This window comes from Tritonibacter mobilis F1926 (genome assembly GCF_000376545.2).
In the GTDB taxonomy this organism is placed as follows: Bacteria; Pseudomonadota; Alphaproteobacteria; order Rhodobacterales; family Rhodobacteraceae; genus Epibacterium; species Epibacterium mobile.
In genome coordinates this window covers 2,195,565-2,212,055 of sequence record NZ_CP015230.1, presented here as the reverse complement: position 1 = coordinate 2,212,055, position 16,491 = coordinate 2,195,565, and the positions used below count along the sequence as shown (strand labels likewise).

The following is a 16,491-nucleotide window of genomic DNA, read 5'->3' as shown; positions in this document are numbered from 1 at the left end:
AACGGCATGGTTGCCGTGTCATCGCGAGGAAAGACCTGTATGACCAAATCGAAGAAGCTCGAGTTCCGCCCCAACGATTTCATTGTCTATCCGGCCCATGGGGTTGGACAGATCATCTCGATTGAGGAGCAGGAAGTGGCCGGCTACAAGCTGGAGCTATTCGTGATCACCTTTGAAAAAGACAAGATGACCCTGCGGGTTCCGACTCACAAGGCTGTCGACATTGGCATGCGCTCGCTGTCTTCTCCTGATGTTATCAATCAGGCGATGAAGACGCTGAAGGGCAAGGCCAAGGTCAAGCGTGCCATGTGGTCCCGCCGGGCGCAGGAATACGAACAGAAGATCAACTCTGGCGATCTGATCTCCATCGCAGAAGTGGTGCGTGACCTGCACCGCACCGATGATCAGCGCGAGCAGAGCTACTCTGAGCGTCAGCTTTATGAAGCAGCGCTCGAGCGTTTGACCCGTGAGGTCGCAGCTGTATCCGGTGGTGATGAGATCGCTGCCGCAAAGCAGGTGGACGAGGTTCTGACGTCCCGCGCGGCCTGATCTCTGAGGGCTGAAATTTCGAAAGGCCGCCCGATAAGGGCGGCCTTTTTCATTGCGTCAGATCAATGCGAGCAACATCAGCCCCAGTGCGATTTCGCTCAGTTGTTGTGCGGTGCCCAAGACATCTCCGGTCTGGCCTCCAATCTTGGCCATGGCGAGCTTGCGCAGGCCAATCAGCAGGGGAACCAAAATCAGTGCCGCCCCCAAAATCGCCCAGCCCATGCAAAGCACACCCAACAGCAGAGCAATGAGAATGCCAAAGGTCGTTGCGGTTAGGCTGGGGCGACCGACCGTGTGTGCCAACCCGCTGCCGCGTGCATTGGGCATACGCGCCATCATCACCGGCATTGCAGCACGGCTAAGTGCCGCAAGCGCAACTGGGGTCCAGATTGCTCCAGCGCTAAACAGTGCTGCAAGAATGCTCCAGCGCAGCCCAAGCCCAAGGATCAGGGCCAGCACGCCATAGGTGCCGATCTGGCTATCCTTCATGATCTCCAACCGTCGTGCAGGCTCGAAACCTCCCCAAAACCCATCAGCGGTATCTGCCAGCCCATCCTCGTGCATGGCTCCGGTCAGCGTCACTTGTGCCGCAAGGGTTAAGCCCGCCGCAATCGCCGGGGGCCACCACATCAATGCCAATGCTGCGATGATCACTGCCAACAGACCCACAACCGCACCGGCCAATGGAAAGGCCCAGACCGCGCGCGACTGCCGTGCAAAAGAGGCTTTGGGCAGATGTGGCAAGGGCAGACGGGTCAACAGAACCAAGGCCAGCAGTAAATCGATTGCTTTGAAGTCGTTTTTTCGCATGTCGATGCCTCTGGCAGGGCTTCTCGGCACGGGGCGAGAGCGGTAAACAGGTCTGACACCGCTTTACCCGTGCGGTGCGGTGCGACGCAACGAGGCTTTTGATGCTGCCAGACCTGAATACACTTTCCGATTTTCGTAATGCCCTCGCGCAAGCGCCTGCCGCGGATGCTGCAGCTCGTTCTGCCTGCGAGGCCCGCAACGGTCAACTGACCAAGCCGCCCGGCGCTTTGGGACAATTGGAAGAGATCGCGATTTGGTACGGAAGTTGGCGCAAGACGGATCGCCCAGAAATCAAAACCCCGCAAGTGATTGTATTTGCGGGGAACCATGGCGTAACAGCGCGTGGGGTTTCAGCCTTTCCGTCCGAGGTCACCGTGCAGATGGTTGCCAATTTCAAGGCAGGTGGTGCGGCGATCAACCAGCTGGCGCGGCTTGCTGGCGCACGCATGGATGTGCATGCGTTGGACTTGGAACGTCCGACTGCTGATTTCACACGTGAGCCCGCGATGAGCGAGGAAGAACTTCTTAAAGCGTTGAAAACTGGGTGGTCAGCTGTGCATTCCGATACTGACCTGCTGGTTGTCGGCGAAATGGGCATCGGTAACACCACATCTGCTGCGGCAATTTGCAATGCTCTGTACGGTGGTGTGGCCAGCGACTGGACGGGACGAGGCACCGGCGTAGGGGATGAAGCTCTCTCGTTGAAAACACAGGTGGTCGCCGAGGCTGTGGCGCTTCATGACAGTCGCGACGGTCTGGACGTTTTGCGCTGCCTTGGCGGTCGGGAGGTCGCAGCAATGGCCGGAGCGATTGCCGCCGCGCGCATCCGGCGTATCCCGGTGATCCTTGACGGCTTCATTTGCTGTGCTGCGGCAGCGTGTCTTGCTGAGATCTCGGATCACGCATTGGATCATGCAATTGCAGGCCATCAGAGCGCGGAAGGCGGTCATCAGGCGCTGCTTTCACGGCTGGGAAAATCGCCGCTCTTGTCGCTGGGGCTACGCCTTGGAGAAGGCTCGGGGGCCGCTTTGGCCATTCAGGTCCTGAAGGGGGCGCTGGCGTGCCACAGCGGCATGGCGACCTTTGTCGAGGCTGGCGTTTCAGACGGCTGACCCGCCGGGACGGGGCAGCCAATGCGCAGTAGGTTTAGGCGGAGCGTTTGACGTGCTCTTCGGCCAGAGACAAAAGCGCCGTTTCTAGGTCCTTTTCCAATTCCTTGGCGCGTTTGATATAGGCCGGGTTTTCGCTTGCCGGCGTGCCCGGTATCCAATGCGCCGCCAACTCGCGCACCGTGTGGCGGTCGTGCGCATAAAATGTCTGCTCGGCTTGGGCCGCCTCATACTCGCTGAGGCCAATGTTCTCTAACACGTAGCGGCCAGCCCGCAGGGAGCTGTCGAACATCTCACGCACAATGTCATTGGCGCCAGCCTTATAAAGCGCGAACACATGATTCCGATCGTAGGCGCGCGCGACAATGTGGATGTTGGGGTAGTTGCGGCGTGCATATGCCACCAGTTTCGTTGCGTTTTCCTGATCGTCCAAAGCAACAACCAGCACCTTTGCTTTGCTGATCCCCGCAGCTTTTAGCAGTTCTGGGCGCGTGGGGTCGCCGAGGAAACTCTTGACCCCAAACCGGCGCATCAATTGGACGGCTTTCATATCACTGTCGAGAAGAACGGTCTTGAACCCGCTTGCGTTCACAAGGCGATGCACGATCTGCCCAAAACGCCCGATCCCCGCGATGATGACAGTGCCTTCCTCATCAATCTCGTCGGGTGTGTGTTCGACCTGCGCCTCTTTCATCCGCTTGGACAGAACTTCATATAGGATGAACAGCAACGGAGTGATCAGCATTGTGAGAGCGATCACCAAGAGCAGCTTTTCCGAAAGATCGGGAGTCACAACATTGAGTTGCAACGAGAAAGCCAACAACACAAAGCCAAATTCCCCGGCCTGCGCAAGGCCAAGGGTAAAGAGCCAATGGTTGCGCCGTTTCAGGCCAAAGGCTTTGCCCACAAAGTAGAGTACCGTCCCTTTTGCGAGTATAACCAAAAGGGCAAGACCGATCACATCGCCCGGCTCTGCGAGGAACAGCTTGTAGTTGATGCCAGCACCCACGGTGATGAAAAAGAGCCCCAAGAGCAGCCCTTTAAAGGGTTCAAGGTCACTTTCCAGTTCATGGCGGAACTCGCTGTTGGCCAAAACCACGCCCGCGAGAAAAGCGCCAAGAGCGGGGGACAGGCCAACCAACGTCATCAAGAATGAGATCCCAATAACAATCAGCAACGCCAGTGCAGTGTACATTTCGCGCAGGTTTGACGCGTGAATGAAGCGAAAGACGGGGCGTGTCAGATATACGCCTGCGAGGATTACAAAGGCGACCGCGCCGATTGTCATCAGCGTTACAGCCCAGCCGGGCAGCCCTTCGACGAGAGACAAGGAATGATGCGCTGCGTCTTGCGCGTCATCCGTTCTCACGATTGAGCCATCTTCCGACAAGGACATCGCATGCGGTGCTGCCAAGAGGGGCAGGAGGGCAAGGATCGGAATCACCGCGATGTCTTGTGTGAGCAGAACAGAGAATGTCGCTCTGCCGCCCCCGGTACGGGTCAGCCCCTTCTCAGAAAGAGTTTGCAAGACGATCGCAGTGGAGGACAGCGATAATGCAAGCCCAACCGCCAGGCCCACCTGCCAACTATGGCCGAAGAAAATTGCCGCTGCCGCGAGTAAGGCGGTCGAAGCGGTAATTTGAAGGCCACCTAAGCCAATCAAATGGTGTCGCATCGCCCATAGAGCGCGTGGTTCAAGCTCCAGACCGATGAGAAACAGCATCATCACCACGCCGAATTCGGCAAAATGCTGCAGTTCCTCGGCTTCGGACCCTACGAGGCCCAGGATCGGTCCAATGATTATGCCAGCAGCAAGGTAGCCGAGCACGGACCCCAGCCCGAGACGCGCGGCGATGGGGACGGCGATGACCGCTGCGGCGAGGTAAATCGATGCCTGTGAGAGAAAACTATCCATGAGAGAATATTGCCAGCTTTTGAAGGGTTGGCAACGAGATAGGTCGTCTTGAGGCTCTGTGCTCGGGTGATGAGTTAATTTTCGCCAGCGTGACAGAACTGCCTCAGTGTGCGTGGGCTGTCTGCCTGTTCAGGTTGGCATGTCGTCATAACACGCCAACCTGACTGAGGTTTTTATTCCCCTTCGAGAGAGCGGATTTCTTCACCGAGCTTTGCGATATGCTCCAGCCGCTCGGAAATGCGTTCCTGAAATGCACCAAGTTGATCAATGATGTCAGACAGGGTCTCTCCGGAGGAGGGCAGGCGGGCGCTTTCGATTTTACACAAGACGCGCGTCGAACTGAGACCAAGGAAATGTCGATGCATCACCTGACAGGCGTTAATGATCCGCACCGCCTCAATATCAACCTCAGCCATGCCTTTTTGAGCAAAGCTGGCCTGTTGTTTGACCAGTTCCGCGAGCCGACGGCGCTCGTCTTCCATATCCACATCGCCGAGATCGCGGCGTTCAGTTTGCAATTGTGCGTCGCATTCCATGAGGATGCGGGTCATGCCTGCGATAAAGAGGCTGGAGTTCACCGAGTGCTTAACCGTGGCGAAGTTGGTGTTTTCCCCCATCACATTGCGCTCGAACCAATCTGACATTTCCCGCGACATGGCGCCGTAGTTTTGCGAAAGAACAGTGACGGGGCCGCCCGACGGTTCAATACGCGATGCAATGACACGCAGGTTGTGCGGAATCGTGTGCATGGCTTCAAAATCTTTGACGAGGCCATGGGTTTCATCCAGGAGTTTTTCCGCATTGCGCAGCATGTCTCGCAGTTCGGAAATCTGAGGATCTACCTTGCGACCGAGACCTTCGTCCCGTGCAATGAGTTCTTCGGCCAAGGCATGCGAGGCAAAATGCTGATAGTCGTCAAAGCCCTTCTCGTGGACCCAGTCGATCATGATCTGACAGCTTTCCTCCGGCGAAAGCCCGCCTTCTTTTTCAGCCTTTACAATTTTGGCATAGAGCGCCTGAATTTCCGTGAAGAGCTTGCTGCTTGGTTTGATGCGAGCGGAAAGATAACCACCCTCACAGGGTACAACCGTCGCAAAAACCCAGTAATATAGCCCATCTTTGGATTTGTTTTTGACGTAGGCACCGATCGTCCGACCGGATTTCAGCGTCTCCCAAAACAGGTGGAATAGCCCTTTTGGCGTATCACCGTGGCGCACAAGTTTGTGCGGTGCGCCAAGGATCTCGTCCCATTCATAGTGGGCCACCCTCTGAAACACATAGTTACATGCCAGAATGATCCCACGCTCATCGGTGCGGGAGAAGAAAACCTCGTTCAACTCGAAAGGGGCGGCTCCGCTGCTGGGGCGGGCTTCAATGCGGCGGTCGACAAAAGACACGAGGGCGATTCCATCTGATGGTTTGTTTGCACTCAAGATAGTGTTGCAGTGGTTCACACATCCTTAAACTGGAAGAGGACTATCGCCTTTTAACTGTGCCATCACGATTTGACTGTGGACGCGTCCAACCGCTGGATGGGGTAAAATGATTTCGTGCAATAGCGTATTTAACTCCTGCAAATCATGGCAGTAGACCCGCAAGAGATAATCCGCTTCGCCTGTCATGGTCCAAGCAGAGGTAATTTCTGCACGGCTTGCCACCAGCCGCGCAAAGCTCGCGGCATTGTCGGGACCATGACTGTGCAGATGCACTTGCACAAAACACTGTACCGCGAGGCCCAGTTTTCCGGGGTCAAGGCGGGCGACGTAGCTTTGAATATAGCCTTCTGTCTCGAGCCGTTGTCGCCGCCGACCTGCCTGACTGGGCGAGAGATTCAGTGCCTCGCCCAACTCCTGAGCCGTCGCTTGAGCGTTTTTCTGCAAGAGCGCGAGTAATTTAATATCAGTTCCGTCCAGCATGCGCGGTTCCCCCATACAATCAGCAAACTATGCGTGAAATGCGCGCAATATGAAAGTTAGCGTGGTGATTTTGCGCAAATTATGCGTCCCAGATGCGGTAGGCTTGGAAAAACGCAGCAAGCAACTCAGGAGTTACGCATGGGACCTTTCCCTCACGACGCCCCTAAATCGGTCATCAGCGACGAAAACCCCGCAGGAACCGATGGTTTTGAATTTGTCGAGTTTGCCAGTCCGAACCCGGAAGAGCTGCGCGAACTGTTTGCGAAAATGGGCTACGAACTGGTGGGACGCCACAAGACGAAGCCGGGGATCGAGCTGTGGCAGCAAGGTGATATCACCTACATCCTGAACGCGGAGAAGGGCTCCTTTGCGGAGAAATTCGTCGAGCTTCATGGCCCTTGCGCACCTTCAATGGGCTGGCGCGTTGTGGATGCAAAAAAAGCTTTTGATCACGCGGTTGCCAAAGGCGCAGAACCTTATGAAGGTGACGACAAGACCATGGATGTGCCTGCGATCAAAGGCATCGGTGGCTCGCTTATCTACTTCATCGACCAGTATTACGAGACCTCGCCCTATAACGAAGAATTCGAATGGTTAAAGCAGTCCAAGCCGCGCGGTGTGGGTTTTTATTACCTCGATCACCTGACCCACAACGTATTTAAGGGGAATATGGACAAGTGGTTCCATTTCTATGGTGAGCTGTTCAATTTCAAAGAAATTCGGTTCTTTGACATTCAGGGCAAGTTCACTGGCCTGTTCAGCCGTGCGTTGACCTCACCCTGTGGTCGTATCCGCATTCCGATCAACGAGGATCGCGGCGAAACTGGCCAGATCGTGGCCTATCTGAAGAAATACAATGGCGAGGGTATCCAGCATATCGCGGTGGGTGCGCGCGACATCTATGACGCAACCGATGATGTTTCCGAACGCGGCATTCAATTCATGCCAGCGCCGCCCGAAACCTATTACGACATGAGCTATGAGCGTGTAACAGGTCACGAAGAGCCGCTGGATCGCATGAAGAAACACGGCATCCTTATCGATGGTGAGGGCGTCTTGGACGGTGGTGAAACACGCATTCTGTTGCAGATTTTCTCCAAGACCGTGATCGGGCCAATCTTCTTTGAGTTTATTCAACGCAAAGGTGACGATGGCTTTGGTGAGGGCAACTTCAAAGCGCTGTTTGAATCGATCGAGCAGGAGCAGATCAACAACGGTGAGATCGCTGCGGCTGAATGACTATAACGAGACATCTGCCGTCGGTCCCCGTAGTGACTAACCAACAGATGCAATGAGAAAGCCGGGCGAACTGCCCGGCTTTCTCATATTCTGACTGCGGTTACTGACCAATGCGGTGGTTGCACCCCTTACCCGTTTGGCAGGTTGAGAACCGTGTTTCGGCTCCCCTTTTGGTACTGCAACTGGCCGTCGCCAATGGCGACAATGCGGCCACCGTCGAGGCGGTCACCCACTTTGACTTTGACGTAACGGCCTGAAGGCAGGCGCACCAGAGCGCGTCGGTCAGAAGGTTTGCCATACACCCCAATGAGGTTCAGCCGTCTGAGGTTCAGGGCTCTCTGTGTGGTTGCTTGCCTTGCGACGGACGCAGAGGATGGAATTGCTGGCGTGACAGCAGCCGGGGCGGCGGCAACGGCGGTCGTTTGCGTCTGCTCCTGACGACGCTGGGCACGGTCGACCAGATTGGCAAAATTTGCGGGGCGCGCACGCGGTTGCGGCGCTGCGGCAACCGCAAGAGCGGTCGCCGGTTGGCTTTCCTGCTCTTCAGTCTTCAGGCTTTCAGGGCGCAGCTTTGGGCGTTTGGACAGGAGTTCCGCACGCACCACCCCGCCGAGTTGAGCCCGTTCTGTCTGTTCCACCAGGTCATTTGGGCGTGTGCGTGGACGCACCTGCTGAAGGCGTGCAATCCGTGCAGCCTCATCTGCGGCTTCTAGTTCACGTGCTGTCGGGCGGTCTGGGGTTGCTGGTGGGATTTTCACGGGCCGACCTGCGTACACCATGATCCCATCAGGGTTCAACGTGCCATCCGGCGTCGCCGTTACCAAGCCGCGTTCATCAAGGTCAAACTGTCGACCCGCTTCTGTGGGGCTGGAAACAGCACCAAAGGGAGTGTCTGTGTCGATCGCGGTTTGCGCGGGCAGGGCGATGGCGTCCTGTGACAGATCGGTGTTGTCGATTGAGGCAACATAGACGTTATCGAGGCTGATGACCGACGGCACATCAGAAATTTCAGGCACTTTTTGCCAAATGCCGGTTGCGGCATACTGCGCGGCTTGTTCGAGGTCTGTGCCTGCATCAACGGCAAAATCCGCAGTCTCATCTTCCGGCACCACGCCATCGGCAAGTGCCTCTGGGTCTATCTCCTCGCTGTCCTCAAAGATCGCGTCATCATCAGTGGTTGCGGTTTGCGCCTGTCCGGCAGCACCGGTGGAAATGTCGCGCGGCGAGGGCAGGGAGGCAATGATCAGATCTTGGCCATCTATTGGTGCAACCTCGTCCACGACTGGCGTGCCGAGGGCTTCTAGGACGGCTGCATCGGTGACGGTCAGCTCTTCTGACGAGACTGTTTGTGTTTCATCGGTTGCGGTAGGTGCGGTGCCGTCAGTGCTGATGGTGGTTGTCAGCTCTTTGTTGAGGTTTGTGTTCGACGCAGAGGTGGCAAGAACGGGCGGCGCCACAGGGTCTTCGGTTTCAACAAGGTCTGCGCGTTTGAGGTCGGACCACAAATCGGGCAATTGCTGAACCACGGCCCAAGCGCCAATCGCAGAAACGGCTGCCAGTCCCGCTGCCATAAGGCCAATTCGACCAGATCGAGACCGCAGGGGGCGGGCCTGCGGAGTGGTGAGGTCGCCACTGGGCGAAGCGATAGGCTGCGCTTTGGCTGGCGCTTCAGGTTTTGGCGGTGCGGATGTGGTATGTGCGAGAACCGGCGTCGGCAAAGCGAGGTTCGGCGCTGCAGGTACGGGTGATATTGCGGCAACAGAAGTTGCAGCTTTGGGACCGGTTAGCACGGGTGCTTTGGAGTGCGGCGTATCCAACGCTTTTGTCGTTTCCGGCAGGATCACTGTCGGCGCAGGTTTCTGAGAGACCTCCGCAGGTGTTGCGCTGAGTTCGGGGCCCTGATCGCGGCTGCGGCGCGTTGTAAAGCCAATCGCGGGGCCAGCCTCATGGGTGTCCACATCAAGGGTGTCGGTGTCCTCTGTGATTGAGGTGTCGTCCGACGATGCGTGAGAAGTGATCAGTTCTGCGGTCTCCGCGCCGGTGGTCTTGGGGGGCTCTGCGGGGGGCGGGGCCGCAGGCAAGATGATGGGAATGCCGCTGCGCGGAGTGAGTTCGTCATCCGCCGCGTCTTCAGGATATAAGTTCGGCTCTTCAGTCTCTGCGGTGTTGGTCGCAGATGTCTCTTCAGGGATGGGGGCAGGAACTTCGACAACTGCAATACCATCCGGTTCGACCTTCAGCTTGCGCGCAGCTTTGGCAGTTCCGAAGAATGGTTCGCCCAAAAATGGCATGTCACCGGGCGCAGCGACAAAGCTCACGGGGCCAAATCCATGTTCGGATGCAAAACTCTCAGCTTCTTGAAGTGTTTCAAGCGCCACAGCTGCGACATGAGTGGTTGCGCCATCTGCGCTGATGTCGAAGGCCAGTTCAGAGACCGGATAGGGCGTTGCCCCTTCCAGCGCGTCACGAGCTGCGGAAATCCGCGCATCATGAGGCAGATCACCTGTCTCGATACTGAGATAACGGATCTGAGTATCGGGCAGCACCAATTTGGAATGCAGGGGTTTGTCGGACAGGGCGATGGCTTGACTGCGCAATTTCGCAAGCTGCGCGGCCATATCTTCTGCGTCCGGTGATACCGAACCCAAACGATACCAGCCGCCCGCGCCACGGGTCAGCACTGTAATGCCATCAAACGAAAGAGAGAGCGCGAACTCCGGTTTCATCAGGTCATCAGGATCTTCTGTCTGCGCGCCTCACCCGTAGGAGCCACGTTGCCCCCGGTGTGATACAACCCAAGAGGGCCGCGATCTCGTACCGGGGCACCCCGTGCCGGGACGCCGTTATCATTGCGCAAACCATAGAGCAGGAACCCGCCGAGTGGAAGTAAAAGCGCAATAGCTCCCCTTGCGCGCGGGGTTTTGCCACTCCCATTTAGAGGACAGACCTACACAAGTTGAGGAAACCAGATGTTGAACACAAAAACCGCAGCCCTGATGTTGGCTGGCGCCGTTGCCCTTGCCCCTTTCTCCCTGAGCGCGGAGGAGCTGCGGCAGATCCATGTTACGGGTGAGGCGACCACAGATGTTGCGCCGGATCAGGCTTACATCACACTTGGTGTGCGGGCTCAGGCCAAAGAGGCCGGAGCGGCTATGGAACAGGTTTCGACACGTATGAACGAGGTGATGACCAGCCTTGGAGAAAGCGGCATTGATGCAAAAGACATGCAAACGCAGCAGATCTCCATGCACCCGGTCTGGAGCCAAGTGAAACATGACGGTGTGGATGGCCGCGAGGTGACGGGTTTTGAAGCCTCCAACCTGCTGCGCGTGACCTTGCACGATCTCGACGCGATGGGCGGTGTTCTGGACGATGTGCTGGATGCCGGAGCAAATGAATTCCGTGGGCTGACCTTCTCTTACAGCGAACGGGATGCGGCAGAAGATTTGCTGCGCACTCAGGCGGTTGAAAACGCCTTCAAGAAGGCCCGTCAACTGGCCGAGGCGTCCGGTATGGCGCTTGGATCCGTGCGTGAAATCCGCGATGGCGGGCCTGCGGGCGGTGCACCGATGATGGCGATGGAAATGGCGCGTTCCTCAGATATGCCAATTTCCCCCGGTTCGTTGAGCCTGAGCCACAGCGTGTCTGTGACCTTTGACATCAAGGAACCTTCGGGACCGAATTGATTGACGCTACCTGACTGTTATTAAATAGAAAAAGGCCGGGACTTCCCGGCCTTTTACAGTCTTGAAAAGGGTGTTTCGCCTACTTGTTACCCTAGCTGCAGGCCTTGGCGAGAGCCTGATCCAGATCGCGGATCAGATCATCTGCGTCCTCAATGCCGATCGAGATACGCACGACATTCGGGCCTGCTCCGGCCGCCTGCTGCTGCTCGGGTGTCAGTTGGCGGTGGGTGGTGGAGGCCGAGTGGATCACCAAAGAGCGGGTGTCGCCCAGATTTGCCACATGCGAGAATATCTCAAGGCTGTCGACGAATTTGACGCAGGCGTCATAGCCCCCTTTGAGCGCAACGGTGAACAGGCCACCGGTGCCTTTGGGATAACAACGTTTGGCGCGGTCAGCATAGGGCGAGGACGGCAGACCGGCGTATGTCACATAGTCCACGCGCGGATCGTCCTCGAGCCATGTTGCGACCTTCACCGCGTTTTCAACGTGACGCTGCATGCGCAATGACAGGGTCTCTATCCCCATCAAAGTGTAATGCGCCGCTTGTGGATTCATGGTCATGCCAAGATCACGCAGGCCGATGGCGATACCATGGAAGGTGAAGGCCAGATTGCCGAACGTCTCATGGAATTTCAGCCCGTGATATGCGGGTTCCGGTGCGGACAGGGAGGGAAATTTATCTGAGGCGGACCAGTCGAATTTACCCGAATCCACGATGCAGCCACCGGTCACGGTGCCGTTGCCGGTGAGGTATTTGGTTGTGGAATGCACCACCAAGGTCGCCCCCTGCGAAATCGGTTGGCACAGATAGGGTGTCGCAGACGTATTGTCGACAATCAGCGGCAAACCGGCGGCATCGGCAACATCCGCGACCGCACGCACATCTGTGACGTAGCCGCCAGGGTTGGCGACAGATTCGCAGAATACGGCACGGGTGTCATCGTCGATTGCGTCGCGCAGGGCGTCGAGATCGTCGAAGTCGACGAATTTTGCGGACCAGCCAAAGCGTTTGATGGTTTGGCTGAATTGGGTGACGGTGCCGCCATAAAGGCGCGTTGAAGCGACCACATTCTTGCCCGGCCCCATCAGGGGAAAGAGCGCCATAATCTGTGCCGCGTGGCCAGACGAACAGCAAACCGCGCCAACGCCACCTTCGAGTGTTGCCAGACGTTCCTGCAGGACCGCGACCGTTGGGTTGGTCAGGCGAGAGTAGATGTATCCTACTTCCTGCAGGTTAAAGAGAGCCGCGGCATGATCTGCGTCACGAAACACATAAGCTGTGGATTGGTAGATGGGTGTCTGCCGTGCGCCGGTGGCCGGATCAGGGCGTGCGCCTGCGTGAATTTGCAGCGTATCAAAGCCATAGGTTGGGCCGTCGGACATTTAAACTCTCCCTTGTGTCGCAATCGGTGTTGATATTTCGACAGCACACACCGGGCGCGGCGTCAGTGCAAGCAAAAGCCGGTGGGACAGTTCTCTGAATTTAAGCGTTGCTATGGAACGAGTGTTCGGGAAGGCACGGCAAAGCCCGGCCTCAGCGCATCCACAGGCCTTCGGATTTAATTTTGTTGCGAATGGCTTGCTCCCGTCGGGGGAGGTTGTCGCGATCAAAGAGCGCCCGTACACGCTGACCTTTGCCCTGATAGACCAAGCGCTTGATCGGCTCATAGGATTTGAGGACCTTTTTGATCCAGTTTGGGGCGCAGACCTCTTCTAGCGTGGCCACGACATGGTCGCTCTCACGCGCGTAGAGCAGCGGAAAGGTCCGGTAGTGACAGCTGGTAGAGCCATCGAGATAGCCTTCTGGCAGGCTGTCACGCGCACCACCCATGGAATGGATCACCAAAGGCAGGGCGATCTGATCGAGCCACGGATCAAGCGACTGGCACACCAATGCCTGCGGCAGATCATCCCGGATTGAAACGGCATATTCCAAGAAGCGTGAGCCAAAGGCATGCGGGCAGGGGCCGTAGAAATAACCTGCGTTGAAATAAAGGTAGCGCTTCCAATACTCGTCCGGCTGAGAGCGGTCGAGGCTGCTTTCAAAATCCAGTCCGAACCGATCATAGAGTGTACGCCAGATTTCGCTATATCCGGGGCCATATAAGGTCGGCTTTGGCCACGTGCCCTCGCGGCGCAAACTGGCTGAGGGGCGAGAGAAATCGAAAGGCACAGCGCCAATGTCACCGGTGATCAATGTGTCCGTGTCAAAGAACACGAAGGGTTCATCTTTTGGCAACACGGAGAGTGCTTCAATCTTGTTGCCATAGGCGTAGGCCTGCCCGAAGTGATGGCTTTCAAAGGGGATGACTTCGACATCCAGACGTGAGAGCGTTTCGAGCACCGGTTCGTTTCGGATGGATGGATCTTGTGACCACAGATGGCCCGGCTGCGGCACCGCAACGATCAAGCGACCCTGAAAGTTCGGGCTCATGTGACGCAGTGATGCTGCAAACAGGACGGCTTCATACATCAATCGGCCAGATTGGCCGACGATTAGGATGTTGAAGACCTGCCCGGACATGACACTCTCTTTGTGATCTGGGAAATTCACCAGACCTTCCTATCGCCCTGCACCTTGAGCGTAAACACCTTTGGCACCAGCGAAAGAGGCCGTCACAGATTAGGGTGTCAGCAAGGTGACGCCGGGAATTTTTTGCAGCTGGGCGACATCTGCGTCATAGGCTTGCTCGATCTCTTCGACGAATTCCGGAGTCCAGTCGGCGATGTCCAACTCTTCTTCGAGTTCGTCTTCCAACGCGAATTTATCAAGAAACGCGGCAAAGACCTTGCGTTTGAAGACCTCGGTCATTTCAGGGCGTTCATGCAAATATTGCCGCAGGCGGCGCATACCTTCGCGCGTCATGATCGACGCCAAGAGATCCATGCCACCTCTGATCTTGCTGTCGGGTTTCATGTCGCCCATCTCGCGCAAGATCTGTGCCCAAAGGAATGGAGAATCCTCGTAACACCAGAGCGTGATCGGGACATCCGGCACCGCGGTGCGGATGCGGGCCGCCATTGCGGACCAACGCAGATCCAGCGGATTGGTGTTGTTCAGAACCGTTTGCCTGCGTCCATTGCCTGCTTTTTCCAGGAGTTTGGACAAAAAGCTCACAGGGCTTCGAATGGCCATAAAGAGATGCAGGTCGTCTTCGGGGAACAGCGCTTTCATCGCCATCAGGCGCTGTTCTGCTTCGGGATAAAGCCTTTGACCTTCGAGCGCGTCGCGCTGGGAGCCGAAGAAATGTGGATTGGACAGGATGACGCGCTCGGCGGTTTCCTCTTCGAGGATAGCATCCCAGAGAAAGTCGCGTGAATCAGGGGAGGGCTCCCCCATTTGTGCTGCCGACATACAATCCTTGAGCAGGGAGCGATATTTTGCGGGTCCGGGAACGGATGTGCCGCGCTCAAGGAAATCCTCCTTGTTGCGCAGCAAGGTCTTCATCAGCCGATCTTCTTCTGTGCCATGCGCCCCGGCATGTATAATGATCTGCATCTTCCCGACCTGTCTGCCCTTTTATCGCGAGGATAAAAGTAAAGTGCGTCAAAGTTGCGGTCAAATCGCAACTTAACGGTGACGGTGCAGCAGCGAAATATCGCGATGTATCACGCTGAAAGGTGGCTTCGGGATTTATGGAAGCCCCTCTGTCGCAACGATATTCTTTTGCGTCTTTAGGCGGTATTTTGCAGGATCAGTCGAACTTTCGGGACGGGGCCATAACCATGGCTTCACCGGTCAATACCTTCTTGCCGTCTACAATGCAGCGGCAGTCCAGCTTCACGCGGCGCTTGTCGATCTGGATGTCGGTCACTTCTACTTCTGCCAAAACCATGTCGCCGGGCCGTACAGGAGCGAGGAATTTCAGGTTCTGGCTCATATAGATCGTACCATGCCCGGGGAGTTGCTCGCCAATCACGGCGGAAATCAGGCCAGCTGTCAGCATGCCATGGGCAATGCGGCCGTGAAACATGGTGTCTTGGGCGTAATCTTCGTCCAGATGCACTGGGTTGCGGTCGGTGGACACTTCGGCAAACAGTTCGATGTCGCGATCGGTCACTTGCTTGCGCAGGTAACGGATCATACCCATCTCGATATCCTCGATACAGATGGTTCCGCGAGGGAAATTATCCAACATCTTACCTCTCCGAGATGGCCGTCTAGCAATAATGCGCTTCATTTTTGGCTTGATTGGCAATTTTATTACCTCGCGAGTGCAGAAAGTCAACCCGGTAGATGTCGTCAACCGGACGCCCGTTGGGCGACAGTAAAAGGCCCGCCTTCTCCTGTCGGAGAAGACGGGCCCGTCTGGGTCTGTTTCGCAAGGTTAACGCAGAAAGCCGATGCTATAGGTCGGAGCGATCTGTTCCTGAGTGAGATAAGACTCCAGCGATGCGGCATCAGGTTGTGTGTCGGTCTTGGTGTCTTTTGCGGCCAAGCCGCCAGTGATGAAAAGCGTGTCCACGCCTTCCCCCATGCCGCCGGAGATGTCCGTATGTGGGCCATCGCCGATTGCGAGGATGTCACGGTCTGAAATATCGTGACCGATTTCCGTCAGGCGACGCCGGGCGAGATCATAAATTGGTGGATGCGGTTTGCCGAAATAAAGGCTCTCGCCGCCCATCTCGGTATAGAGTTTCGCAAGCGCGCCCGCGCACCATTCGCGCACCTCCCCTCGGTCAACGATGATATCAGGGTTGGCGCAGAGGAGTTTCATACCCATCTGTTTTGCATAAAGAAAATCAGCGCGATTCACCTCAGGATCGGCCATCGTGTCGAATGGGCCGCAGCACACGATACCTTCGGCTTCTTTCAGGGGAGTGCGGGTGATCTCAATGGGATTATCGATCACTTTCATCGGTTCAAAGAAACCGGCATCGCGCTCCCATTCACCCATGAAATAGACCTTCGAGCCAACTGCGCCGGTGAACATGGCGGCACGCGCAGAATCGCCAGAGGTTGCAATGGTGTCATACGCGTCATCGGGAACGCCAAACTGGCTGAGCTGCTCGGCCACGCCTGCACGCGGCTTTGGCGAGTTGGTAACAAGCACCACGACGCCACCGGCCTTACGGTAAGATTGCAGGGCCGCCACTGCGTCGGGATAGGCCGTGACGCCATTATGGACGCAGCCCCAGAGGTCCACGAACAGCGCCTTGTATCGGTCGGAGACCTCGGAAAGGGTGGAGATGATCTGGCTCATGGTGCGGCCTCATGCGCGGTTAGGATTGCCCATCCTATGGCAGAGGCAGCCGGATTTGGCTA

14 protein-coding genes are annotated in these 16,491 nt (G+C 56.7%); 4 read left to right on the top strand and 10 right to left on the bottom strand.

Going from position 1 to position 16,491, the window contains the following annotated elements; translation table 11 throughout:
• Nucleotides 1-39: 39 nt before the first annotated feature.
• Nucleotides 40-549, top strand: a complete 510-nt coding sequence (locus tag K529_RS10510; RefSeq protein WP_005606047.1) for a CarD family transcriptional regulator — start codon at nucleotides 40-42, stop codon at nucleotides 547-549.
• A 57-nt stretch (nucleotides 550-606) separates the two neighbouring features.
• Here K529_RS10510 and cobS read toward each other — a convergent pair whose 3' ends face one another.
• Entirely contained in the window at nucleotides 607-1,359 is a 753-nt protein-coding gene (gene cobS / locus K529_RS10505) for an adenosylcobinamide-GDP ribazoletransferase (protein ID WP_005606044.1), read from the bottom strand.
• Nucleotides 1,360-1,460: 101 nt separating this feature from the next.
• Between cobS and cobT the strand changes: the two genes are divergently transcribed.
• On the top strand, nucleotides 1,461-2,471 hold the full coding sequence (gene cobT, locus K529_RS10500; RefSeq protein WP_005606043.1) for a nicotinate-nucleotide--dimethylbenzimidazole phosphoribosyltransferase: 1,011 nt from the start codon (nucleotides 1,461-1,463) through the stop codon (nucleotides 2,469-2,471).
• Nucleotides 2,472-2,505: 34 nt separating this feature from the next.
• Here the strand turns inward: cobT and K529_RS10495 are convergent, their stop codons facing one another.
• The 3 genes from K529_RS10495 to K529_RS10485 form a co-directional block, all read right to left on the bottom strand.
• Entirely contained in the window at nucleotides 2,506-4,383 is a 1,878-nt protein-coding gene (locus K529_RS10495) for a monovalent cation:proton antiporter-2 (CPA2) family protein (RefSeq protein WP_005606041.1), read from the bottom strand.
• Between the two features lie 173 nt (nucleotides 4,384-4,556).
• Complete coding sequence (locus K529_RS10490) at nucleotides 4,557-5,780, bottom strand: PAS domain-containing protein (RefSeq protein ID WP_005606038.1); 1,224 nt, start codon at nucleotides 5,778-5,780, stop codon at nucleotides 4,557-4,559.
• 63 nt (nucleotides 5,781-5,843) lie between these two features.
• Nucleotides 5,844-6,299 (bottom strand): Lrp/AsnC family transcriptional regulator, encoded by a 456-nt coding sequence (locus K529_RS10485; protein WP_005606036.1) that lies wholly within the window; start codon nucleotides 6,297-6,299, stop codon nucleotides 5,844-5,846.
• A 138-nt stretch (nucleotides 6,300-6,437) separates the two neighbouring features.
• Here K529_RS10485 and hppD point away from each other — a divergent pair, with 138 nt between their 5' ends.
• Nucleotides 6,438-7,538 carry a 4-hydroxyphenylpyruvate dioxygenase gene (hppD, locus tag K529_RS10480; RefSeq protein WP_005606035.1) on the top strand — a complete coding sequence of 367 codons (1,101 nt, stop codon included), beginning with the start codon at nucleotides 6,438-6,440 and terminating at the stop codon, nucleotides 7,536-7,538.
• Between the two features lie 128 nt (nucleotides 7,539-7,666).
• On the opposite strand, the gene K529_RS10475 is transcribed toward hppD, so the two are convergent.
• Nucleotides 7,667-10,264, bottom strand: a complete 2,598-nt coding sequence (locus tag K529_RS10475; protein ID WP_005606033.1) for a hypothetical protein — start codon at nucleotides 10,262-10,264, stop codon at nucleotides 7,667-7,669.
• A 243-nt stretch (nucleotides 10,265-10,507) separates the two neighbouring features.
• Here K529_RS10475 and K529_RS10470 point away from each other — a divergent pair, with 243 nt between their 5' ends.
• Complete coding sequence (locus K529_RS10470; RefSeq protein ID WP_005606031.1) at nucleotides 10,508-11,224, top strand: SIMPL domain-containing protein; 717 nt, start codon at nucleotides 10,508-10,510, stop codon at nucleotides 11,222-11,224.
• 91 nt (nucleotides 11,225-11,315) lie between these two features.
• Here K529_RS10470 and K529_RS10465 read toward each other — a convergent pair whose 3' ends face one another.
• The 5 genes from K529_RS10465 to K529_RS10445 form a co-directional block, all read right to left on the bottom strand.
• Nucleotides 11,316-12,608, bottom strand: a complete 1,293-nt coding sequence (locus K529_RS10465) for an O-acetylhomoserine aminocarboxypropyltransferase/cysteine synthase family protein (protein WP_005606030.1) — start codon at nucleotides 12,606-12,608, stop codon at nucleotides 11,316-11,318.
• A 151-nt stretch (nucleotides 12,609-12,759) separates the two neighbouring features.
• Complete coding sequence (locus tag K529_RS10460) at nucleotides 12,760-13,749, bottom strand: hypothetical protein (protein WP_005606028.1); 990 nt, start codon at nucleotides 13,747-13,749, stop codon at nucleotides 12,760-12,762.
• A 99-nt stretch (nucleotides 13,750-13,848) separates the two neighbouring features.
• Nucleotides 13,849-14,724, bottom strand: a complete 876-nt coding sequence (locus K529_RS10455; protein ID WP_005606026.1) for a hypothetical protein — start codon at nucleotides 14,722-14,724, stop codon at nucleotides 13,849-13,851.
• Nucleotides 14,725-14,920: 196 nt separating this feature from the next.
• Nucleotides 14,921-15,364 carry a MaoC family dehydratase gene (locus K529_RS10450; RefSeq protein ID WP_005606024.1) on the bottom strand — a complete coding sequence of 148 codons (444 nt, stop codon included), beginning with the start codon at nucleotides 15,362-15,364 and terminating at the stop codon, nucleotides 14,921-14,923.
• A gap of 189 nt (nucleotides 15,365-15,553) precedes the next feature.
• Nucleotides 15,554-16,429 (bottom strand): TIGR01459 family HAD-type hydrolase, encoded by an 876-nt coding sequence (locus K529_RS10445; RefSeq protein ID WP_005606022.1) that lies wholly within the window; start codon nucleotides 16,427-16,429, stop codon nucleotides 15,554-15,556.
• Between the last annotated feature and the right edge of the window lie 62 nt (nucleotides 16,430-16,491).

Coding starts and splice junctions, on each gene's coding strand:
- K529_RS10510 (WP_005606047.1), top strand. CDS start 40: ATGACCAAATCGAAGAAGCTCGAGTTCCGCCCCAACGATTTCATTGTC.
- cobS (WP_005606044.1), bottom strand. CDS start 1,359: ATGCGAAAAAACGACTTCAAAGCAATCGATTTACTGCTGGCCTTGGTT.
- cobT (WP_005606043.1), top strand. CDS start 1,461: ATGCTGCCAGACCTGAATACACTTTCCGATTTTCGTAATGCCCTCGCG.
- K529_RS10495 (WP_005606041.1), bottom strand. CDS start 4,383: ATGGATAGTTTTCTCTCACAGGCATCGATTTACCTCGCCGCAGCGGTC.
- K529_RS10485 (WP_005606036.1), bottom strand. CDS start 6,299: ATGCTGGACGGAACTGATATTAAATTACTCGCGCTCTTGCAGAAAAAC.
- hppD (WP_005606035.1), top strand. CDS start 6,438: ATGGGACCTTTCCCTCACGACGCCCCTAAATCGGTCATCAGCGACGAA.
- K529_RS10475 (WP_005606033.1), bottom strand. CDS start 10,264: ATGAAACCGGAGTTCGCGCTCTCTCTTTCGTTTGATGGCATTACAGTG.
- K529_RS10470 (WP_005606031.1), top strand. CDS start 10,508: ATGTTGAACACAAAAACCGCAGCCCTGATGTTGGCTGGCGCCGTTGCC.
- K529_RS10465 (WP_005606030.1), bottom strand. CDS start 12,608: ATGTCCGACGGCCCAACCTATGGCTTTGATACGCTGCAAATTCACGCA.
- K529_RS10460 (WP_005606028.1), bottom strand. CDS start 13,749: ATGTCCGGGCAGGTCTTCAACATCCTAATCGTCGGCCAATCTGGCCGA.
- K529_RS10455 (WP_005606026.1), bottom strand. CDS start 14,724: ATGCAGATCATTATACATGCCGGGGCGCATGGCACAGAAGAAGATCGG.
- K529_RS10450 (WP_005606024.1), bottom strand. CDS start 15,364: ATGTTGGATAATTTCCCTCGCGGAACCATCTGTATCGAGGATATCGAG.
- K529_RS10445 (WP_005606022.1), bottom strand. CDS start 16,429: ATGAGCCAGATCATCTCCACCCTTTCCGAGGTCTCCGACCGATACAAG.